Origin of the sequence: Candidatus Cryosericum terrychapinii (assembly GCF_003570925.1) — a bacterium.
GTDB lineage: Bacteria > Caldisericota > Caldisericia > Cryosericales > Cryosericaceae > Cryosericum > Cryosericum terrychapinii.
Window position 1 is genome coordinate 33,272 of the sequence record NZ_QXIS01000032.1, and the last position, 21,072, is coordinate 54,343.

Annotated in this window: 16 protein-coding genes and 1 riboswitch; of the genes, 5 read left to right on the forward strand and 11 right to left on the reverse strand. The window is 58.2% G+C overall.

Translation table 11 applies throughout. The features are described from left to right. Window positions 1-147 precede the first annotated feature (147 nt). From SMC7_RS05330 to SMC7_RS07375, 3 genes are all read right to left on the reverse strand, one after another. Window positions 148-774 (reverse strand): GNAT family N-acetyltransferase, encoded by a 627-nt coding sequence (locus tag SMC7_RS05330; protein ID WP_165845165.1) that lies wholly within the window; start codon window positions 772-774, stop codon window positions 148-150. Window positions 775-822: 48 nt separating this feature from the next. Continuing rightward, window positions 823-1,614 carry a PhzF family phenazine biosynthesis protein gene (locus SMC7_RS05335; protein WP_119089320.1) on the reverse strand — a complete coding sequence of 264 codons (792 nt, stop codon included), beginning with the start codon at window positions 1,612-1,614 and terminating at the stop codon, window positions 823-825. A gap of 166 nt (window positions 1,615-1,780) precedes the next feature. Continuing rightward, window positions 1,781-1,921: a hypothetical protein gene (locus SMC7_RS07375; RefSeq protein ID WP_165845166.1), complete on the reverse strand. Its 141-nt coding sequence runs from the start codon at window positions 1,919-1,921 to the stop codon at window positions 1,781-1,783. 353 nt (window positions 1,922-2,274) lie between these two features. Here SMC7_RS07375 and SMC7_RS05340 point away from each other — a divergent pair, with 353 nt between their 5' ends. From SMC7_RS05340 to SMC7_RS05350, 3 genes are all read left to right on the forward strand, one after another. Continuing rightward, window positions 2,275-3,129, forward strand: coding sequence for a YihY/virulence factor BrkB family protein (locus SMC7_RS05340; protein WP_119089321.1), 855 nt, complete (start codon window positions 2,275-2,277; stop codon window positions 3,127-3,129). A 462-nt stretch (window positions 3,130-3,591) separates the two neighbouring features. After that, window positions 3,592-5,166, forward strand: coding sequence for a hypothetical protein (locus tag SMC7_RS05345; RefSeq protein WP_119089322.1), 1,575 nt, complete (start codon window positions 3,592-3,594; stop codon window positions 5,164-5,166). 34 nt (window positions 5,167-5,200) lie between these two features. Continuing rightward, complete coding sequence (locus SMC7_RS05350; RefSeq protein WP_119089323.1) at window positions 5,201-7,276, forward strand: hypothetical protein; 2,076 nt, start codon at window positions 5,201-5,203, stop codon at window positions 7,274-7,276. 79 nt (window positions 7,277-7,355) lie between these two features. Here the strand turns inward: SMC7_RS05350 and SMC7_RS05355 are convergent, their stop codons facing one another. The 8 genes from SMC7_RS05355 to SMC7_RS05390 all read right to left on the reverse strand — a co-directional run bounded on the left by SMC7_RS05355 (window position 7,356) and on the right by SMC7_RS05390 (window position 14,327). Further along, window positions 7,356-7,832 carry a molybdenum cofactor biosynthesis protein B gene (locus SMC7_RS05355; protein WP_119089324.1) on the reverse strand — a complete coding sequence of 159 codons (477 nt, stop codon included), beginning with the start codon at window positions 7,830-7,832 and terminating at the stop codon, window positions 7,356-7,358. After that, the gene (locus SMC7_RS05360; RefSeq protein ID WP_119089325.1) at window positions 7,829-8,284 is read right to left on the reverse strand and encodes an MOSC domain-containing protein; all 456 of its coding nucleotides are present in this window, start codon (window positions 8,282-8,284) and stop codon (window positions 7,829-7,831) included. Before SMC7_RS05360 ends, SMC7_RS05355 begins: the two co-directional genes overlap by 4 nt. Beyond that, complete coding sequence (gene moaC, locus SMC7_RS05365) at window positions 8,281-8,763, reverse strand: cyclic pyranopterin monophosphate synthase MoaC (protein WP_119089326.1); 483 nt, start codon at window positions 8,761-8,763, stop codon at window positions 8,281-8,283. Before moaC ends, SMC7_RS05360 begins: the two co-directional genes overlap by 4 nt. A gap of 1 nt (window position 8,764) precedes the next feature. Further along, window positions 8,765-9,730 carry a GTP 3',8-cyclase MoaA gene (gene moaA / locus SMC7_RS05370; protein ID WP_119089327.1) on the reverse strand — a complete coding sequence of 322 codons (966 nt, stop codon included), beginning with the start codon at window positions 9,728-9,730 and terminating at the stop codon, window positions 8,765-8,767. Next, window positions 9,730-10,959: a gephyrin-like molybdotransferase Glp gene (gene glp, locus SMC7_RS05375; RefSeq protein ID WP_119089328.1), complete on the reverse strand. Its 1,230-nt coding sequence runs from the start codon at window positions 10,957-10,959 to the stop codon at window positions 9,730-9,732. The genes moaA and glp overlap by 1 nt, the downstream gene beginning before the upstream one ends. Window positions 10,960-11,003: 44 nt before the next feature. Continuing rightward, complete coding sequence (locus SMC7_RS05380) at window positions 11,004-11,789, reverse strand: amino acid ABC transporter ATP-binding protein (protein WP_165845167.1); 786 nt, start codon at window positions 11,787-11,789, stop codon at window positions 11,004-11,006. Then, complete coding sequence (locus SMC7_RS05385) at window positions 11,770-12,489, reverse strand: ABC transporter permease (protein ID WP_119089330.1); 720 nt, start codon at window positions 12,487-12,489, stop codon at window positions 11,770-11,772. The genes SMC7_RS05380 and SMC7_RS05385 overlap by 20 nt, the downstream gene beginning before the upstream one ends. Window positions 12,490-12,515: 26 nt before the next feature. Beyond that, window positions 12,516-14,327: a substrate-binding domain-containing protein gene (locus SMC7_RS05390; protein ID WP_119089331.1), complete on the reverse strand. Its 1,812-nt coding sequence runs from the start codon at window positions 14,325-14,327 to the stop codon at window positions 12,516-12,518. Then, a riboswitch (molybdenum cofactor riboswitch) is annotated at window positions 14,317-14,434 on the reverse strand. (Overlaps the previous gene by 11 nt.) 354 nt (window positions 14,435-14,788) lie before the next feature. Here SMC7_RS05390 and SMC7_RS07540 point away from each other — a divergent pair. Both SMC7_RS07540 and SMC7_RS05400 read left to right on the forward strand, forming a co-directional pair. Then, window positions 14,789-17,935, forward strand: a complete 3,147-nt coding sequence (locus SMC7_RS07540; protein WP_165845168.1) for a S8 family serine peptidase — start codon at window positions 14,789-14,791, stop codon at window positions 17,933-17,935. Between the two features lie 9 nt (window positions 17,936-17,944). After that, window positions 17,945-20,986 carry a stalk domain-containing protein gene (locus tag SMC7_RS05400; RefSeq protein ID WP_119089333.1) on the forward strand — a complete coding sequence of 1,014 codons (3,042 nt, stop codon included), beginning with the start codon at window positions 17,945-17,947 and terminating at the stop codon, window positions 20,984-20,986. Window positions 20,987-21,072: the final 86 nt, after the last annotated feature.

The window sequence follows — 21,072 nt, forward strand, 5'->3', positions numbered from 1 at the left end:
ATATTCACATTGTCTTCACAAGTCAAGGCAAGACACGATCAGGAGCTACTCCTTCAGTGCGTCATTCCCGCGCATGCGAGAATCCAGCCCTGCTACCGTCTGCGGTTCCCCGCTGCCTCGAAACAGTGCTATATGCATCTGTTCGGCTCATTGCTGTAGCTGCAGGACCATTCGGCGACTCTCGACCATGATGGAGGATGTTCTCCGGCGGTCGGTGTGCAGGACGTGGAATCCGAGCCGCTCGTATAGCGCCTGGGCACGCGGGTTGTCGACGTCGACATCCAGCTCGACGCAGGAACACCCTGACGCGCGGGCCGTCTGGATGGATCTCGCGATGAGAGAGGAACCGATGCCAAGGGACTGCTGCAGCGGGTCCACACCAACGAAAGCAACGTACCAACTGCCAGGCAGGTTGCGCTGCAGCGCTCTGGCCACGACCACGCCACGCCAGGCAAGGAGCACGAGCGCGTGGGCTCCCAGCTGTCCAGTTGCTCGAGCCAGCCAAGTTGCGCTGCCATTCCTCGATGCCACACTGTATGCAGTGATAAGGCCGGCTGGGAGACCATCGTGGAGCGCGAGTTCTGTGTTGTGCCAGGAGAACATCCCGCCCGGAGCCCGGTAGAACTTCTCGACGACATCGAGAGGTGACAACTCGGCAGCAAGACCCGTGAACAGCCCGTCGAGGTCCCTGTGTGCGATGTCATATAGGAGAGGTGCAACGAACGGCGCGTCGTCTGGTATCGCGGGTCTGAAGGTCAGTCCCGGGGCGCTCATGGTCGACTCCTTTCTCACGTCTGCAGGCATGACCTCGCAGGTGGTGCCTCAGGGAATACGCAGGTCTCCGGCGGCTACCACGACCGTTTCGCCTGCGATGAGCACGCGGTCGCCCGCAAGGCGCACCTTCAGGATGCCCCCGCGTGAGGAAGCCTGGAAGGCAAGGAAGTCGGTCCTGCCGAGGACGTTGCTCCAGTAGGGTGTCAGGGCCGCGTGCGCAGACCCTGTGACTGGGTCCTCGAAGATGCCGTCGGCGGGCGCGAAAAAGCGGGACGTGAAATCATACGGCGCATCACCCGCTCCTGTGACGATGATACCGGGCAGGTCGATTGCCATCGTGGCTGTACGGTCGGGCGTCAGGGCCCGCACGGCGGCCGCCGACCCGAGGTCGAGCAGCCAATAGTCGTGATCGTTGACACCGCTCCAACGGGGTGCCGTTTTGATTCTCAGGGCGTCGAGGACCGCTTCGGGGACGGGCGCAGGCGTGGGAGGCAGTGATGGGAAGTCGAGCTCGATCCAGTCGCCCTGGTACCGGGCGGCAAGGTCGCCGCTCAGACTGTGGAAGTAGACCTCGTCGTCTGTCACGATACCAGCCTCGCGCAGCGCCCGGGCAGTAGCGAGGGTCCCGTGGCCGCATAGTGGCACTTCCACTGTCGGTGTGAACCATCGCAGACGCCAGGCGTCGTTCTCCCACAGGACGAACGCTGTCTCCGACAGATTCATCTCCCGTGCGATGGATGCCATGACCTCGTCCGTCAGCGGCTCCTGTAAGAGGCACACCGCTGCCGGATTCCCGGCAAATAGCTTGTCCGTAAACGCGTCGATGACGTAGTATTTCATAACAGTATTCTATGATGAGAAGCCTCGTCACGCAACGTCATTGTTCCTGAAACACAATAGCAATGCCTCTGTGAGGTTATCCTGGAGCCGTTGCTCAATTCGCCTGCGGCTCCAGTCTGCACTAACGAGCTTGTCCAGATATTCCGGACTGTCCATGCGTGTCTTGCTACTTGCCGTGACTCTTCTTGGCCTTCCTTGCCACAGAAAGTGCAATTGCTATAGCTTGTTTCTGAGGACGGCCAGCCTTGAGTTCAGTCTTGATGTTTTCCCCAACCGTCTTTTTACCGTACCCCTTCTTCAATGGCATGTCAAACCTCCTCTTCCGGCCCTTTGGCCAGAATGCCTGCAAACGCATCGATGACGCAGTATTTCATGGCAATATTCTATGCCGGGTCACTCGGCAAGGCAACAAGACATTGTTCTGCATGATCTCCTCTAAGCGCGCTGACGGCTCTGGTGACCGGGTTCCAGTCCACCGCTCTGGTTGAATGTACCCGTTGAGGCATGGTGTCTAAATGTAGATTTGCAGGTTCATCATGAAATACAGATGATTATTGGATGAATTTAGCAAAATGACTGTGCCAATATTCCAGACGTAGATTTCGGGATTCAATTGTACTCTTGACAGATAGCAGCTATTCTTGTCTTGGAGAAAATGTCATGAATAAGATGAAGTCTTGGGAACTGCTCAAAGATATATATGCCAGATTTATGAATGATGACCTGCTTTCAATAGGAGCCCAGGCAACTTTCTTTCTGCTTCTTTCCCTTTTCCCTTTTCTCATATTTGTAATTACACTTATTACCTATATGCCTATGATCAACTTTCAGGACAGTATTCAAGTCCTTGCCGCGTTTATGCCTGAAAATGCATATTTGATTCTGCGGGATATCGTCAATCAGACAATAGCCAATAGGAGTGTTGCCCTATTATCTTTTGGCATGTTGTCCGCATTGTGGTCGTCTGCCAGTGGCGTTACTTCTCTTATTCGGGGCATAAACAGGGCCTATGATCAGGAAGAAACACGTCGCTCTTGGAAGATAACAGCTGTTTCGCTATATTTTACACTTGAACTTGCCGTTGCGATTATATTCTCCTTGATTCTTATCGTTTTTGGTAAAATTCTGGGAACGCAAATCTTTCACTTCTTAGGTTTCTCGGATGTATCCCTAAAGGTTTGGAACTATGTTGGCTACATCATTGCTCTAATTACAACCATCCTTGTTTTCATATCCCTTTACTATAATACCCCAAACCGTCGATTAAAGTTCAGAGAGGTCATACCTGGAGCGGTAGTTGCTTCCGTCGGCTGGGTCATCGTTTCTATTGCCTTCTCCTATTATGTCGATAACTTGGGCAATTACTCGAAGGTATACGGAAGCCTTGGCGGTATCATTGCCTTGCTCATGTGGCTATATGTGAGTAGCATCATCATTTTGATGGGCGCTGAAATAAACGCTTCTCTCATGTTTTCAAAGATGGGACTCGAAAAACTAAAGCTCAGACGATTCTAAAATCACGGCCTCTTCCCCGTATCTGTCGAAGATAAACTGATAGGTCTCTCCGTAAGTTTCCGGGCACGAAATGCCAATGCTTCAATGTTTCACTCCAGGTTGAGGTGGACTGGGGCATTCAAGTGTTACCACTGTTGTACATCAAGGTCTTGCCATTTCGCCCAGAGGAGGACTGGATGAGCGTTTGCGGTGATGGCGGCATATTCGTTCAGGCAGCGCCTGCACGCTACCCCGCTTCCGCATCTGTTGTTTGGGTTCTTTCCATGTGCGACGAAGGGAAAAGTGTTTTGGCATTTCTGATCTTTCCCCTGCAAATTAGTCAAAACGTCGGTATCGCGTCATACTCGTAATGGAGGGTATGATCTCCGCTGCGACGCCGTACGGATATGGCGCGCTGACGGTGCTGGTGACCGGGTTCCTGTCCACGAATTTTGTTGAAAGCACGTGTTGGAGGCGCATAGCATGAATACGAACGGATTGGTCAGGTTTATCGTTGTCGGCATGGTGCTTCTTCTTTGCATCTCTGTTGGCGCATATTTTTTGTTTCGGCCTAGTGGAAGGGCCGTAATTAGCGTACCTGTCGGTGATGACATGGCCACGCAGATCAAGAAAGGGACAACCATATACACAACAGCGAATGTCCCTGCTTTCGTCCTGAATGGAATGGACGCAGTCACTACGGATTTTTCAGCTACGGTAAAGGTCATAAATGTTCTGGACACGAGAACTATCAGAGTGGAGATACTCTCTCCTGTCTCGTTCAGCCACCAGGGGCCTGGAAATATGGGGTATCTCTATCTCTGTGTACCGCTCTCAACCAAGGCAGACCAGCTTGCCGATGGGAGCGAAGCGTTTGGCGGTAATGGGTATCCCCAGATTATCGCGGGGCAGGAATATAGCATTTCCGGAGTTCTCCAACCTTATTGGCTGGATTATCCGCGTGTTTACATTCCTAGTGCGGTTGAGTTTAAGCGGGCGCCTGTTTCGCTAGAAGGTCCGCAGATCAACATGATGGGGGAAATCAGCACAACAAGATATGATGTAGTTCCGCTCTCGTGGAATGTCGGGTGGAACACACTGCAGGCATCTGAATCGCCCGTTGTCTATATGAGCGATATCAATAACAGGGGTCCGCTATGCTGGCAACCTGGTCCACCTGTTCGAGTCGTTCAACAATGGAGCTACCTAAGCAAGAAACCTCTTATAACAACGATATCCAAGGATGTGAATCTTCTGACTCCTGCTGAGGGAATGCAGTATTTATCGACCAAAGATGGGGAAATCAAACGATGGTATGCTTCAGATGAGAATGCTTTTGTAGCCGTTCCACTTGAATTGGACGCTCTGCCGCCATATAAAACGCTGGATGGCAAGACTCTTACCATAACGGAGCAAAGCATTTCTTCTGGTTCAAAGGCACAAACACTGACGGTTGCCGTTCCTTCCGATCTGACGCAGATAGTTGTGGTGTATGGAAGCGGTAGCATTACAAATGGTTTTATTCTTGTTGAGGCAGCAGACAAAGGGATGAGCAATATGTCTGATGGCATATGGCTTCTTCGGATAAGCGATGGGAAGGCGACGTGGATACGATGTGGCAACAGGGATGCATTTACCGAAGGTTTCATCTCGGATCAGGAAGCAAGCTTTGCCCGTGTTGGATCCCTCCTCTACTTTACTCATAGTCATAACGGACAAATTGGCTGCGTCGATACGGCAGCGACCTTACCCTCAATAACATTGCCAGAGAAAATTAATATACTGCTCCCCCAATTTTACAGTAAAGGTCCAACAAATGAACAAACTGTAGGACCCCTTCAGGCACAGCTGGCAAGCGACAATGGTACGTTGATCATTGAGTATCCCGATACCAACTGGGACTCTCTGTATTATGCTGTAGATGCGTCCGGAACGGTTCTTGGAAACTTGCATGTAGACAAGACTTCGATAACAAGTTTTGATGCAAAGGGAAAGCAAGGTTCCTCCATTAGTACACCAGGGAGTATTTCTTTCCCTTCCCCCGATCTTTTCGAATAAGCTGTTTATTGAAAACACGTGTTGGAGGCGCAGAATGAACAAGAGATTTCTAATTGCTACTGGGATTGTTTTACTGGTTGTAGTTGTTTTCGTCGCAGGGTTCTTCTTCTGGAATTTTATGAATCCAAACACGATCAAAAAGGATGAAAGAACTGAGGTAACTGCTCTTGTTGAGAGCTTCGGCTCAAAATTGAAGGAAGTTCGTCTATCCGATCCCGAGGAAATGGTTTCTCAAGAAATAAAACAAGTCTATACCCCCTTTGTAAGTTCTAACCTTCTATTGGATTTGATAAACGATCCATCTAAAGCGCCTGGAGGAGATGTCTCAAGCCCATGGCCTGAAAAAATCGAAATCATTTCTATGGAAAAGTTAGATTCCCATACGATACAGGTAAAAGGAAAAATCATCCTTATGACGAGTGTGGAAATGGCCCAAGGCGGCAATGCAGGAGAAACCCCAATAATGCTTTGGGTGAGGAACACTAACGCTAATGGCGCATGGCTTATAGACCAACTTTCGTATGGCGAATATGCCTTCTATGACAGCAAAGAGTTGAGCGCAATGCTGAAGAGGACGTTCCCTAGTATGACCACGATTGGGGAAAGGGGAGAGCCCTCTATCGCCCAGACCATTGATATTAACGGCGATTCTATTCCTGAAGCTCTTGTCGATTTGCAAACAGGTGGAGCTTATACGGAAGACTACGCTATTTGCCAGTTAGAAAATGGAAAGCTTAATGTTGCAAATTTCAAAGATAAGAATGCATTGTTTTCCCAAATGTTCTTCGGCAAAGGTGCTTCTGTCCAGCATGAAGTGAAGTTGAGTTTTGCAGATGATGGGAAAGGCAATCACGTCATCTACCAATACACAATCGACAAGAGTGCTTCAGATCCGGCAGTGATCGACAATATCTCCGTCGAAGCCTATAGATGGAACGCGGCAACAAAGTTGTACGAGTATAGCGAAGGTCTTTCTCTGGCATTTGAGAAGGAAGAAGAGAGACTCCTCATCCCAAGGACCGTTGCCTTTTCGTCACTGAAACTCAAAGAAATGGAAAGTCGATTCTCTGCAATTTCCGCTGTTGCGGCCTGTAACGGGAAAGTCGCCTATTCAACCGGAACGGGCAAGATAATCGTAAACGCCTTTGGGGCTGCAAATACTAAGCATCTCGTAATCTATGATGCCAAGAGTGGAAAACTGGAATACTCAACCGTCATAGATAGGGATTGGGCAAGAATTCTGGACGTGCAGATAAATGACAGTTGGGTGCTTCTTCAGGTGATGGAAGACCCGGGCGAGATCCCCTCTGAGTGTTTTGCGGTCAATAGAAAGGGCAATAAATTCATCAAATTGCTTCCCAATTACAGTTGGGGTGGAGATACTTCCCCCACAACCACTGTTTTCACGGTGTTCAATCAAACCCTTCTTCAAGGCGACTATGCTTATCTCGTCATAAAGAGCGAAGAGATGGCGGTTAGTGGCAATTCTACGATCTTTCGTGATGGAGGTGGAGGAACAAGGTTCATCCGAGTTAACCTAAACGACGGAAAACAACAGAATGTCTTCACTAGTCCTCTGCAAGGTTTTGGAATATCGCAGTTGTGGGCGCTTGATGGGGCTTCTGTTGCGTTCGGTGCGTCAGAAAGAATGGCTAGTGGTGATATGAAAGATCAGGTGTATTTCTATGGCCCATCGACCACCACTGTTAGGCCGATCGTTATTGATCAATGGAAAGACTCATCAGACCCGAGATATATTGGTACCTATACCATCACGCCAGATAGTAAAATAGTTTATGCTTCCAATAAGAGGATTGTGATTGCCCCTGTAGCAATGCCAAGCGCTTCTGCCGAAGTCGGGATAGCCGCATCCAATGACTATATCTCTGACTATATTGTTGCTTCCGATGGCTATCTTGTTGCGAGACTCGATAGTGGAGACATTTTCGTACTGAATAGGGCAACGAATCAAAGAACAATGATCACAGGCGCCAACGTGGAAAGTCAGATTGCTCTTCATGATGGTGAGCTCACCTTCATCAGGCACAAGAAGAACGCCAACGACAGTGTCGTGTACCTGGATTTGACGGAAAGCGGACTTGGCTTCTGAGTAAAAACAAGTCAGGCACAAGCCTGGTTGATGAGACTTGTGCCTGTGCAATGAATACCGAGAGATGCTTTCGGCCTATCTAGTGTCCCTTCCCCGCGATCATCTCCAATGCATGAGGGAGCAAAGGAATGAGGACGTCCATGCCGTCCTGAACAGCCTTGAGGCTGCCGGGGAGGTTGACGATGAGGGTGGTGGCTCGCAGGCCGGCTTCGGCGCGGGACAGGCAGGCGGTCGGAACGCCCTTGTTGAGGCCGTAGAGACGGATGGCTTCGCTGATGCCGGGTGCACGGCGGTCGACGACGGATAGGGTTGCCTCAGGGGTGACGTCGCGGGGAGAGAAGCCCGTGCCGCCCGTGGTGATGATGGCGTTCACGTGGCGTTCCATGGACCACTGCTCAAGGATTCCGGCGATTTCCACCTGCTCGTCGGGGACGATCGTTGTTTCCTCGATGGTCCAGCCGGCATCCGTGAGACGCTTTACAATAGCGGGTCCGCTCTCGTCGACGCGGCTCCCGGCGGCGCAACTGTCACTGACGGTCAGAACTGCTGCTTTCATGGGGTTCCTCCTTTGCTGATGATGCTGATGATGTCGCCGGCCTCAATTGTGCCGGGTGTGATGACGCGGGTGAAGATGCCCTCGCGGGGCATGACACAGTCGCCGACCAGCTTGCGGATCTCACAGCCGAGGTGGCACTCCTTGCCGATCTGCGTGACCTCCATCATGACGGCGGTGCCGATCTTGAGACGTGTCCCGATTGGCAGGGTCAGCAGATCGAGGCCTTGTGTCGTGATATTCTCGGCGAAGTCGCCGGGCTGCAGCACCAGGCCGTGGCCCTGCATCTTATCGATACTCTCCTGCGCCAGAAGGCTGAGTTGACGGTGCCAGTCGCCTGCGTGGGCATCACCCTGCATGCCCAGCATGCTAATAGTGACAGGACCTTGCAGCGGGTGCTTGCGTGTGCCCTTCTGCTCAGAGATGTTGACCGAGACCACGACGCGGTCGTTCATGCACCCTCCCACGTTCCGGACTGGCCGCCGCTCTTGCGGATGAGGCGCAGGTCGGTAATACGGATACCCCGTTCCACAGCCTTGCACATGTCGTAGACGGTGAGTGCGGCGGTGGAGGCGGCGACCAGGGCTTCCATCTCGACACCGGTCTCGGCCTTGGTGCGGGCGGTCGCTTCGATGTCAACAGCGTGGTCAGTCTCGTTGAGTGTCAGTGTCACGCCGATAAACGTCATGTTGATCTGGTGACAGAGGGGGATCAGCTCCCACGTGCGTTTGGCCGCCTGGATGCCGGCAACCTGTGCAACCGTCACGACGTCGCCCTTCTTGAGGTTGCCCGCCTTGACTAGCTCGAAGGTGGCTGGCGCCAGCAGGACGCGGCAGCGGGCGACGGCCTCACGGACTGTCTCCAGCTTACCGCCGACGTCTACCATGCGCGCGTTGCCCTTGTCGTCCAGATGTGTCAGCTCATCACTTCCCATGCTATCCTCCTATGCTTCCCATGGCGCGGCCGTAGTCACTGGCCGTTGCCGGCATGCACTCGGGTTTCTGCTGCATCGCCCATACAAGCAGTGCACGCAGCGCCTCCTCGTTGACGACGGGGCGCAGGGCGGGCTTGATGTCAATCTCGTCGGCGCCGAACAGGCACAGCCGCAGATGGCCGTCGGCGACCAGGCGCAGACGGTTGCACGTGCGACAGAAATGCTCGGTCACGGGCGCGATGATGGCCACTGTCCCGGGCGCCCCCGGGATACGGCGATACTCCTGCGCGGGACCGTTGCCTCGTGGCTTGTCGGCCGGCTCAAGAGGGGCCAGTGCTTCCAGCTTGCGTCGAAGCTCGGCGGCGGGTACCAGGCAGTTGTCCTCACCGAGTGGGCCGATGGGCATGTATTCGATGAAGCGGACCTCGACGGGCAGGCGCCTGGTGAGGTCGAGGTACGGCGCCAGGTCGTCGTTGACGCCACGCAGGACGACGACGTTGAGTTTGATGGGGCTGAACCCTGTGTCGACGGCCGCTTTGAGGCCGGCAAGGGCGGTGTCCAGCGAGCTGAGAAGCGTAAGGTGGGCGTAGACGGCCGGATCCAGCGAGGGCAGGCCGATATTGACACGTTTCAGTCCGGCGGCTTTCAGCTGGCCGGCAAACTGAGGCAGCAGGATACCGTTGGTGGTGAGCGAGAGGTCCTGCAGGCCGGGGACGGCCAGCAGCATGCGCACCAGATCCACAATGCCGGGGCGGTGCAGTGGTTCGCCACCGGTGAGGCGCACCTTGACGATACCTTCAGAGACGGCGACGCGCATGAACGCGACGATCTCCTCGAAGCGCAGGATGTCCTCGTGCTCCAGCATGGGCACACCGTCTTCCGGCATGCAGTACCGGCATCTCAGGTTGCAACGGTCGGTGACGGAGATGCGGATGTAGTCTATGGTACGTCCAAAACGGTCAGTCATCAGTGGTCCTCCGGAAGGTCGGTGAGCTGTACGTGAACGGTCTGGCCCGCTTCGACGACGGGCGTCTCCTCGGGGAGGACGGCGATGCCTGTCGCAAGTGCCATGGACGTGAGAATACCGGACCCCTGGGAACCGGTCAGTGCGGCGTGGAGGGCTCCGTCGCGTTCCTGCAGGCGGACCCGCACGAAGTGGGCGCGTCCAGCGTCGGCGCCCTTGGCATATCGTTCGTCGAGGATGGTGGTACGGACGGGACGGTACAGCAGGGCATGGCCCATCATGCGGCGCACCAGCGGGCGCACGTACTCTTCGGCACAGACCATGGAGGAGACGGGGTTGCCGGGCAGCCCGACAATACGTTTAGAACCCATGGTCCAGAACGCCATCGGCTTGCCGGGCTTCTGCTTGACGCGCCAGAAGACCAGTTTTGCGCCCATCTCCTGCAGGACGTCCTTGACGAAGTCGTAGTCGCCGACCGAGACGCCGCCGTTGGTGAGGACGACGTCAGTCTGGACAAGCGCTTGCTCGAGCGCCGACCTCACGGCCTTACGCGTGTCGGGCACGCGGGCGAAGACGACTGGTTCTGCCCCCATCGCGGCGACCTGTGCACGCAGCGAGTGTGCGTTGGCATCGCGGATCTGTCCGGGTCCAGGCACCTGAGCGGTATCGACCAGCTCGCTGCCTGTGGTCAGGACGGCAACACGGGCACGGGGGTAAACGGTGACGGTGGCATGACCGGCTGCAGCGCAGACGCCGACTTCGCCAGGACGCAGGACAGTGCCGGCTGTCAGGACGGTGGCGCCGTCCTTCATGTCTTCGCCTGCCCGGCGTACGTTGACGGCGTTCTTGAGGGCCAGGAGGATCAGGACGTCGTTGCCTTCCGTGCGGGTCACCTCGACGTGGACGACGGTGTCGGCGCCATCCGGGAGGGGAGCGCCCGTCATGATACGGATGGCGGTGCCAGGGCGGACCGGCTGCGTAGCGACACTGCCCGCAGGGACGTCCTCCAGGATGTGCAGGCGGACAGGCGTGGCCTCGGATGCCTGCTGAATGTCGGCAGCCTGGACGGCGAACCCATCCATGGCGGAGTTGGCGAAGGGGGGCACGTTTCCGTGCGCAATCACATCCTCCGCAAGTACCAGGCCGGCAGCCTCGTCAAGCGGCATGGTGACCGGTGTCAGCGGTGTTGCATGGTCCAGTATTGCCTTCAACGCTTCCTCGATGCTCAGCATCATTCCTCCAGTGGCAGATGTTACAACAATGGGGATGTCCCCTCTTACACAAGCAGCTCGCCCGCAGCGAATCGGCGGGTCTGCTCATCGCGGGGATTGGTGAAGAAGTCATCGCGCGGCGCCTGTTCTATGATACGCCCCTGGTGAAGGAACGCCACCTGGTCGGCGACGCGACGGGCTTCGAAGATGTCCTGCGTCACGACAACGGCTGTCATGCCCAGGTCGTCCCTCATGTGCATCAACAGGTCTTCGAGCAGCTTCGTGCCATAGGGGTCCAGGCTGGCGGATGGTTCGTCGAGGAAGAGGAGGCGTGGCTGCAGGGCCAGGGCCCGCGCTACCGAGAGACGGGCCGCTTCCCCGCCGGAAAGCGACGAAGCATGCTGACGGGCGCGATCGGAGATGCCGGTCTCGCGCAGGGCGGCCATGGACCGCTCCTCTGCCTCGGCACGGCTCACGCCGCGCAGCTGCAGCCCGTACGTCACGTTGCTGAGGACCGAGCTGCTGAAGATCGCCGGGTGTTGAAACGCGAGCAGCATCTGTCGCCGTAGCGGCAGGAAGTGTCCATCCTGGGAAGGACTCCTGGTCGACGTGCCATACGCGACGGTCGACGCGCCCGGGACAACGCCGTCGTAGGCGACAGTGCCTTCGTCGGCGGGCTCCAGCAGTCCAAGGATGCGCAGGAGGGTGGTCTTGCCGGCGCCGTTTGTGCCGAGGATGACGGTAATGCTGCCTGCGAGGATGTTGAGATCGATGTCCCGGAGGACCTCCCGGGCACCAAAGCGCTTGCGCACACCTCTGACCGTGATGAGGTCAGTTGATGTGACGGACATTGCCGACCTCCGACGTGCCCTCACCCAGACGGGAGAGGACCACATTGACCAGGAACGAGACGAGGAGCAGGATGATGCCCAGTGCAATGGCTCGGTCGAAGCTGCCCTGACGGGTCTCGAGGACGAGTGCCGTGGTCAGCGTGCGGGTCGCTCCCTGGATGTTGCCGCCCACCAGCATGGCTGCCCCGACCTCGCTAATGGCGTTGCCAAACGCCGTGATGACGGCACCGAGGATGGCCAGGCGTGCCTCGCGGAGCAGAGCGATGGACGCCTGTGCGCGTGTCGCGCCGAGCGTGAGCGCGAGGTCGAAGACGCCCTTGTCGGCGCCGCGCAGTCCAAGGACCGAAAGGCCGACGATGACTGGGAGAGCCAGCGTGATCTGGGCGATCACCATCGCCGTTGGCGTGTAGAGCAGTCCCAACGGCCCAAGAGGGCCGCTGCGGGACAACAGGAGGTACACGAGGAGGCCTGCCACCACGGGTGGAAACCCCATCAGGGTGTAGACGACGTTCATGACGCCCTGTTTGCCCCGGAAGTGGGAGAATGCGAGCAGGATGCCGAGGGGGAACCCTGCGAGCGCTGACCAGAACAGGGCGCTCATGGTGACGCGGAGGGACGTTCCCAGGGCTTCGTACGTTCCGGGGTCCAGGGAGACGATGAGCCGAACGGCCTGAACGAAGCCCCGGCCGATATCACCCATCGTCGTCTCTCCGGGTCGTTTGCATGCTACTTGTGGACTTCGAGTCGGTAGACGTACTTCAGAGTATTCACCAGGAAGGTACCCTTCGTGGTCATGAGAGCCATGAAGCCGTCGTCGGTCGAGAGTGTTGCGTCATTCTTGAGATAGACGACGATGATCTTCGTACCCGTGAGCGCGTTGTAGATGTCGTCATAGTCCAGCGTCACGTGGCTGCCGTCCGTGGCTGTGGCGACGACGGTCAGGTGCCTGGCGGCTGTAAGATCGGGCGAGATGACCTTCAGGATATCGATGAGCTGGACGCCGCCGTACAGGACCGGCGTAAGCGACTGGTTGTTCTGCGGGTAGATCTTGACCGTCGTCATGGGGAACCTGCGGACGTCGTTCAGACGATAGGTGACCGCCTTTCCGCTCGGGAGCACGATGTCGAGGCTGCGCGTAGCTTTCCACTCGGTGGAATCCGGGTAGAAGAGAGTCTGCCCGTATTGCTCTACGCCGAAGCTCTTGATGAGTTCCTGCCCGGGCAGGCCGGTCATGAAATCAGCAAATCGAATAGCAAGGTCGACCTTGACCGTTGGGTACTTGGCGGGGTTCACGGGCATGAGGCCGTAGGGATTGAGCAGTCCCTGGGACCCCTGGACGAGGATCGGCAGGTTGATCTTGCCACCGTTCTGATAGGCGAGATACGTGGCGCGATCGGTCAGCGTGTATGCCTGTTTCTGGTCGGTCATCATGAGGACTTCACCCATGCCCTGTCCGGCGCTGAGATACCAGGACTTGCCGGCAGGCGTGATGCCCGCTGCCTTCCAGATGTCGAGCTCCTTGGTGTTGGTGCCCGACTTGTCGCCACGGCTGATGAAGGTCGAGCCGGAGGCAGCGAGCTTCGTGAACGCAGCGGTCGCGTCGGTCATGCCCTTGATCTTCGCAGGGTCACTGGCCGGCCCTACGATAATGAAGTCGTTGTACATGACGTCTTTGCGGAAGAGACCGAAGCCGTCGGCCATGAACAGGTCTTCCTGGGCACGCGCATGCACGAGCAGGACGTCGGCGTCGCCGTTGCGCCCAGTCGTGATAGCCTGGCCGGTACCGACCGAGATGATCTTGACCTTGACGTGGTTGGCCTTCTCGAAAATGGGGATCAGGAAAGTCAGGAGTCCAGAGTCGAAGGTGGAGGTCGTCGTAGCAAGGATCATCGACTGTGTCTCGGGTGCCTTGTAGTCCAGGATAGCGGGGAAGTAGGCGGCAGTCTGAGCACGGGTGATGGCGGCGGTCGGCTTGGTTACATCAGTGACCATGCCTTCCTGTACGCAGGCGGCAGCGGCTGTGCATGCCCATTGCGAAAGGTCCTCCGAGCCTGCGACCTTGTCCAGAACCGTGTGCGTCGCCATGCCGCGGATCTCAAAGCCCATACGCTGTGCAACGATGGCCATCGACTCCTCGCGGGTGATGTTGGCTGTCGGGTGGAAGGTCCCGTCCGGGTACCCGGTGACCCAGCCCTTAGCGATGGCGGCGTAGACAAGAGGAGCAGCCCAGTTGCTCGTAGGCAAGTCCTTGAACGTCTTGGTGGGCGATTGTACAGGATCGAGACCAGCGGAACGTGCGAGTGCCACGATGAACTCGGCACGGGTGACCGGGGCGTTGGGACGGAACGTCCCATCCGGGTAACCCTTCATGAACCCTTTGGCGACAATCAGCTCGATAATGGCCTGATCGGGACGTCCGGCGATGTCGGACAGTGATGCGGCGCGTGCAGGGGGGGCGGACGCCATGGACAGAAACGCGAGAATGAGTACCGTCGCAAGGACGCGACGGACCAGCAGACGTGACAGACCTCTATTCATTGTTTCTCCTTTCCACAATGGGAGGCACGGCCGTTTCCCGCCGTACCCTGCCGGCTGTACGCCATGGCTTGTGCCGAAGGCCGGACAGCTCGAAGAATTATCCTCTGCAGCTGCAGAGAATAATAGTATAGACGGTGGCACCTGTATGGCAAGAAGTCGAAGCGGACGCCTTCCTCTGCTCCGTCATTCCCCCCGAGTCCTTTTGTTCAAGACCCCCGAGTATTTCTTTTCAATGCCCCCGAGCATGTTAGTCCAATGCGAGGGGTGTTTCTGAGGGGTGCTCCTCACGAGTATTTCTTTGCAATACGAGTGGTGTTCCTCGGCGTATGCGGGAATCCAGCGGTGTCCAGGCCGGTGAGTTCCCGTCTTCATTGACCTTTGGGCCGTTTGGCGGTATACCCAACACATCTGCCTCTGTGTGGGTTGAGCATGTGGCCCGCCGGCGGCGCAGGAGGAAAATGATGACGAGGCGACTGCAATGGTGTCTGAGGATCGTGGTGGCGGTGGCTCTGGTGCTGGTGTGCGGGTTGCCGGGGAAGCCCGCACGCGGCGCACTGAACCTGCCCACGATCGACGCCGCCTTTCTGGCCCGTGTCGGGTCATCGCCATCGTCACAGGACGTCATCGTCCGCATGCAAGGTCTTCCGCTGGTCGGCAGAGTCCAGGACGCGGGAGCGGAGGGGTGGCTGGACACTGCGGCCGCGCATGCATCAGAGGCAGCGATCTCACAGGAGCAGAATGCGTTCCTGTCCTCGGTGACGGCGCAAGGTGTCACGTATACGGTCAAGCAGCGACTGAGCGTGACGTTCAACGGTCTCGCACTGAGCCTTGCGGGGTCCGACCTCGCGGTGGTTGCGGGGACGAGCCATGTCTCGTTTGTCTACGAATCCCGGCAGGCGCAGGTCCTTGACGATGACACAAATGCCGCCATGGGAGTAAATCAGGCGTTGTGGAACAGTACGTCGGCGAGTGGAAGGAAACTCGACGGAACCGGCACGGCCATTGGCATTATCGACACCGGTATCGACTACACGCATCCGGACCTCGGCGGAGCAAAGTTCCCCAATGCAAAGGTGGTGGGAGGCTACGACTTCGCTGACGACGACGCGAACCCCATGGACATACAGGGCCACGGCACACACGTCGCGGGCATCGCCGCTGCGGATGGCAAGGTGCAGGGTGTCGCGCCAAAGGCGAAGCTCTACGCCTATAAAGTCTTCAGCGACCAGGGAGGAGGAGCCGCCGATGGAGACATCATCGCTGCACTTGACCGCTCCGTGCGCGACCACTGCACAGTGGTCAATATGTCCCTGGGTACGTCCGGGGGGACGGCTGATACGCCCGAGAACGAGGCCATCAACAACGCGGTCAAGGCGGGTGTCGTGGTCGTCGCAGCGACGGGCAACTCCGGTCCGCGCAACCCTTTGACCAACTGGCCCCTGGGTTCGCCGGCGACGGCGCTCAATGTCATCGCGGTAGCCGCCTCCAACGACGGCCCCTATCCAGTAGTGGAGGTCGTGACGCCGACCGGAACGGGACTGGACAATATCATGGGTAGTTATGCCGACATCGCTCCGGAGTTCAAGGAAGGCTCCACATATAGCATCGTGGACGCCGGGTATGGCTCGAAGACCGATTTTGCTGCTGTGAACGTCCAGGGCAAGGTCGCACTTGTCGAACGAGGGCCCATCGGGACCGGCGGGATCTACTTCCGCGACAAGGTTCTCAATGCTCAGGCTGCGGGAGCCGCTGGTGTCATCATCTACAACCACAGCCCCGGAGTCCTTGGTATGACGCTCAAGGTGGCGGTGGGCGACGAGAGTAAGAACTACGTACCCTGCATCGGCATTACGCAGGACGCAGGATTGGACCTGAAGAAGCTCACGACGAGAGGGCTTGTCGTCCGGTTTCAAACACGGAGCAGCCTGGGGACGCTTGCAGACTTCAGTTCGATGGGCCCTACCGAGGACTTTCACTTCAAGCCGGAGGTCTCTGCCCCCGGCGTCACGGTGAACTCGACATTTCCAGGTGGCGAGTATGCCAAGCTGGACGGCACGTCGATGGCCTCGCCTGCGGTGGCCGGAGCCGTCGCATTGATCAAGGCGGCTCATCCGGACTGGACACCGGAGACGGTCAAAATGGCGCTGATGAACACGTCCGATGTCCTGCGCAACTGGCAGAACGACGAGGTCATCACGTGGACACTGCAGGGAGCCGGCCGGGTCAACGTACCAGCTGCCATCGACGCTCCGGCCGTGGCCGAGATAGCCGCGTCCGACGGCACAACGACGTTCCAGACAGGCGCCGTCCTTATCGACGATGACAGTATTGCGACCGCGACGACGATCAAGCTCCGCAGTCTTTCGGACCACAGTGTGACCTTCTCGCCTTCGTTCAATTGGACGATGGATGCGCAGGCAGGCGTGGCGGTGACCATCACTCCGTCACCCGTAATCGTCGTTCCCGGCGGAACGGCACAGGTGAGCGTGACCACGACCGTGAACCCGGCTGCCGTGGGGGACGGGCCGCACGAGGGGATGATCACCTTGCAGTCGACCAGCGGAACTTTGCACGTGCCCTACATCTACTGGCGCGCGGGCGTTGAGGTCCCTGAACAGCTGAGCGGGATGCAGACGAGCACGGCAACCCTTGAAGCGCCCAGTGGCACGATGGACGTCCGGTTCAACATCGGGTATGGCGGCGTGCGACCTGCCGTCGAGGCAGGAGACGAGCCGCAGGGTTCCAGCTTTGCCTCGCAGGTCGTGGCAACGGTCACGGGCATAGATGGCGCGGCGACCCTTGGGACCGTGTACCGTAGGTCGCTGTTGCTCGTGGGTGACCACGAGTTTTCCTGGGACGGTCGAGACGTTCACGGCAACTTCTTCCTGACCGACGGAGACTATCTCCTGAGGACGTCGGTCGTCGAGAGCAACAACGACCCGGCCAACCTGAAGATCTCGGAGGCAGCACATCAGTCGGTGCCCATTCATATCACGGGCATGGCAGGTGTTCCCGCGCTGAGTCTGAGTATCATGGGTGGGAGTCTGCGTGAGGGCGAAGACATGACGGTCAGCCTGAGCGCCGACACGACAACGAGTATTGCAGGCATAGCGGCTGTCGTGCAATTCGAACCGTACTACCTTTCGGTGAAGTCAGTGCGGGAGGGAGACTTCCTGAACCAGGGGGGAACAACCCCGTCGAGCTTTGCCTCCACTGTTGACGCCTTGGCGGGCAGCGTTGCAGTCAAAGGCGCGACAGGGACGGCCCAGGTCCAGGGAAGCGGCAGTGTGTGTACGGTCACATTTACCGTCGTACACAGCGGTTCTACAGAACTGTGGATTGGAAACCCTCTGGCGACCAACGGCAGTGGGACGACAGAGATGATCGCCCGGTCGCTGGCCATCACGTTGCGTTCCGGAGGCAACGTCTGGGACATCGATGGCAACAAGCGTGTGGACCTGGCCGACATGGTCGCTCTTGCCCGCGCGTACGGCTCGAAGGCCGGGGATAAGCGGTATGACAACATGGCAGACCTCAACGGCGATGGACGCGTCGACGACGCCGACCTGCAGATCCTGCGCCAGCACTATGGCGACGTCTACCCCTAGGAGGCGGCAATGAAGAAAACGATTCGCTTGCTGTGCGTGATTGCACTCCTTGGAGCGTTGTTGACGCCCGGCACGGGAACGGCGACGGGCGCTGTTGCGTTGACCGAGGTCGACACGATCGGCGTGATGCCCTCTGACTATGTCGGGACGTTGACCATCGAGAGTGTCAACACGGTCGAGAAGGATTATCCGTCGGCACAGGCATTCCCGTCGCAGGGCGTGGCTGTTCTGCCGAATGGGGACGTCGTCGTGTGTGACACTGGGTACGGCCGCATCCACGTTCTCTCGGCTGACCTTGTCCACAAGCGCGTCATCGGGTCGTTGGGGAGCGGGCGCGGGCAGCTTCAGTACCCGGCCGATGTAGCTGTGGACAGTGCCGGCAACATTTATGTCGCTGACTTTTTCGGCAACAAGGTTGTCAAGTACGGCGCCGACGGCTCGGTCGTGATGGAGTTCGGCTCGGAAGGCAAGGCAGCCGGCCAGTTCGAGGGACCGGCCGGCATCGCCGTGACGCCGGACGGCAGCATCTGGGTCGCAGACCAGTTGAACGACCGCCTGGAGCAGTTCACGGCGACAGGCACCTACGTAACAACCGTGACAGGCATCTCCCGTCCCGCCGGCATGACCTCGGCGGGTCTCTTCTCCTATGTCGTTTCCAGTGGCGACAGCGCCGTTTACCGGTTGAGCGGAACGACGGCTGTGCGTGTTTTTGCGGCGCCTGGAGATGCGGAGAATCTCATCACCAGCGCTGCTGACCTCGCAGTGGACACAAAGGGCAGCATCTACGTGGCAGACCGCGGCACGGGTGAACTGACGGTCCCAGCCGTCAAGGTCTTCTCCGGCAGCGGGCAGTACCAGCACAGTTTTGGACAGTATCCGGCCGACATGACCGACATCCAGGACGGCGAAGTGCTCAGTCCCGGCGGTGTCGCCGTTGCACCTGACGGCATGGTCTACGTCATGAACAGCGGGTTCTTCCGCGACGCGACCAATCCCTTTGGTAGCGGCTACCACGCGAAACTTATTGAGTATGCTCCTGACGGCAGCGTGGTGGCTGTCCAGGACTATGCCATCGACCTCCGAGGTCGGCTCAACAATCCCCAGGACGTTGCAGTGGACGGCAAGGGTCAGCTGTGGGTAGCATGCAGCTCGCCCGCGGTCTCCGCAGACGGGCAGACGATCGAGTGGAACCGCGGGTACGTGGACGCCCTGGACCGCAGCGGCAATGAGCTGTTCACTGTCATGCGTGCAGGTTCCCGTTCGATGCAGCTGGTGGAATCCGTCGCGGCAAGCGGTGCAGGACTAGTGTACGTCGCGGCGCAGGATGCCAGGGGAGGATTCATCGCTGTCTATGATGAAGCCGGCAACTATGTCAGGACTATTGCCGCCGGCAAGGTTGACGGGCCGGGCGATCTCGAGGTGGCAAGCGATGGGACGCTGTGGGCCTGCAACCAGGGCGACGCATCTGTCGTCCATCTGGCGGCTGACGGCACCGAACTGGGCCGTTTCACGACTGCCGGTATGCCCGGCGGGCTGACCGTTCTTCCTGGCGGAGACCTGCTCGTCTGCCTCTGGGGTGAGTCTTCTGAAGTTCAGCAGGTGGTTCGCTATGGCTCCACGGGGGTCGTCATCCGGGTGTTCGGAGCAGCGGGCGGTGGTCGCGGCCCCGGCCAGATGTACTATCCTCACGATGCGATGCTGCTGCCCGACGGCCTTATCCTGGTAAGCGATGCCGAGAACGGGCGCTTCGTCGCGTTCCATCAGGACGGATCGGTGGCCTGGACGACGGCCAGGTCCTGGTATCTGCCGGGCAGGATGACGTGGTCGGCGCAGGGCACCCTCTATGTGACCGACGGCTTTCATAACGTGATCCGGGAGTTCAGCTATGGACAACCGGGGGCGTCGCAGGATGCCGGCGTGACCGTCCGGCTGGACACCGTGGAGCGCTTGGTCTCGGCTGGAACGACGACCCGCCTTGAGGTGAGTCTTCGCAACCGGGGTTCCCGGACGGACACGTTTGCGGTCAAGTCGACGGTCCGTGCCGGGAGCACGTGGTCGAGTTCTGTCAGTCCCGCGTCGGTCACGGTATTGTCTGGAGCGACAGGAACGGTAGAAGTGACGGTCCAGGTCCCGGCGGGACTTGCGCCGGGGACAGTCGGCACCGTGGATGTCGAGGTCAGCAGCGCGCTGGACCCGGCAAGCATCACGACTGTCCATGCCGAAGTCGCAATTCGCACTGCTCCGCCCGTGGTTATTGGGGGAGTCTCAGTCGAAACATCGATGGGAGCGACAGTGGATGTGCCGCTGGACGCACGCGACGTGGAGAATCTGTATGGAGCGGGGTGCCGTGTCACGTATGACGACAAGGCCCTGCAGTTCGTGAGTGTCGCGAAGGGCAGTCTTCTGGGAACCGAAACCCTGTTCATCGAGGATCACGGCACCGCAGGCGAAGTAACCGTCGCGTCGACACTCGAGGGCGATGCCCAGCCGGTCAGTGGAGACGGCAGTATCGCGGTCCTGACGTTCCGCGCGCTCGGGGCCGGAACGACACAGTTGGACATCGACGAGCTTCAGTTGCTGGGTGGAGACGGGGGCAAGCAGGAACTTGCAGGCAAGGCGCGTTCCATTCCCGTGCGTGTCATCGGAGAACAACCCCGGACGGTTCTTGTCCTTCATATCGGCTTGCCGACCATGAAAGCCGGCAGCTCAAACGTCGTACTGGATGCGCCGCCGGTCATTGGTGAGGGCCGCACGCTGCTCCCGATCAGGGCAGTCGTCGAATCCCTTGGCGGAACCGTTGCCTGGGATGCCACTAGTCAGACGGTGAGCATATCGCTCGACGGGACCGAACTCGAGCTCGTCATCGGGAAGTCGAGCGCATTGGTGAATAGTAAATCGATGCCCATCGACAGCATGAACCCAAAGGTTGTGCCTCAGATCCTGAACAGTCGTACGATGCTCCCTCTGCGCTTCGTCGCCGAGAGCCTGGGCGCAGACGTGCAGTGGGAAGATTCGACTCAGACGATCACGATTACGTACCCCAAGCCCTGAGTTTCTCCGGGTTGCGGGCATGAAGATGCCCCCGTGAATGGGGGCATCTTCATGCCCCGTCTGGTGGGGCGATGTGCATGAGTCCG

Excerpts from the sequence above, each read along its gene's own strand:
- SMC7_RS05330 (WP_165845165.1), bottom strand. The coding sequence starts at position 774 with ATGAGCGCCCCGGGACTGACCTTCAGACCCGCGATACCAGACGACGCG.
- SMC7_RS05400 (WP_119089333.1), top strand. The coding sequence starts at position 17,945 with ATGAAGAAAACGATTCGCTTGCTGTGCGTGATTGCACTCCTTGGAGCG.
- SMC7_RS05380 (WP_165845167.1), bottom strand. The coding sequence starts at position 11,789 with ATGTCCGTCACATCAACTGACCTCATCACGGTCAGAGGTGTGCGCAAG.
- SMC7_RS05340 (WP_119089321.1), top strand. The coding sequence starts at position 2,275 with ATGAATAAGATGAAGTCTTGGGAACTGCTCAAAGATATATATGCCAGA.
- SMC7_RS05350 (WP_119089323.1), top strand. The coding sequence starts at position 5,201 with ATGAACAAGAGATTTCTAATTGCTACTGGGATTGTTTTACTGGTTGTA.
- SMC7_RS05345 (WP_119089322.1), top strand. The coding sequence starts at position 3,592 with ATGAATACGAACGGATTGGTCAGGTTTATCGTTGTCGGCATGGTGCTT.
- SMC7_RS05390 (WP_119089331.1), bottom strand. The coding sequence starts at position 14,327 with ATGAATAGAGGTCTGTCACGTCTGCTGGTCCGTCGCGTCCTTGCGACG.
- SMC7_RS05360 (WP_119089325.1), bottom strand. The coding sequence starts at position 8,284 with ATGAACGACCGCGTCGTGGTCTCGGTCAACATCTCTGAGCAGAAGGGC.
- moaA (WP_119089327.1), bottom strand. The coding sequence starts at position 9,730 with ATGACTGACCGTTTTGGACGTACCATAGACTACATCCGCATCTCCGTC.
- SMC7_RS07375 (WP_165845166.1), bottom strand. The coding sequence starts at position 1,921 with ATGCCATTGAAGAAGGGGTACGGTAAAAAGACGGTTGGGGAAAACATC.
- SMC7_RS07540 (WP_165845168.1), top strand. The coding sequence starts at position 14,789 with ATGACGAGGCGACTGCAATGGTGTCTGAGGATCGTGGTGGCGGTGGCT.
- glp (WP_119089328.1), bottom strand. The coding sequence starts at position 10,959 with ATGCTGAGCATCGAGGAAGCGTTGAAGGCAATACTGGACCATGCAACA.
- SMC7_RS05335 (WP_119089320.1), bottom strand. The coding sequence starts at position 1,614 with ATGAAATACTACGTCATCGACGCGTTTACGGACAAGCTATTTGCCGGG.
- moaC (WP_119089326.1), bottom strand. The coding sequence starts at position 8,763 with ATGGGAAGTGATGAGCTGACACATCTGGACGACAAGGGCAACGCGCGC.
- SMC7_RS05385 (WP_119089330.1), bottom strand. The coding sequence starts at position 12,489 with ATGGGTGATATCGGCCGGGGCTTCGTTCAGGCCGTTCGGCTCATCGTC.
- SMC7_RS05355 (WP_119089324.1), bottom strand. The coding sequence starts at position 7,832 with ATGAAAGCAGCAGTTCTGACCGTCAGTGACAGTTGCGCCGCCGGGAGC.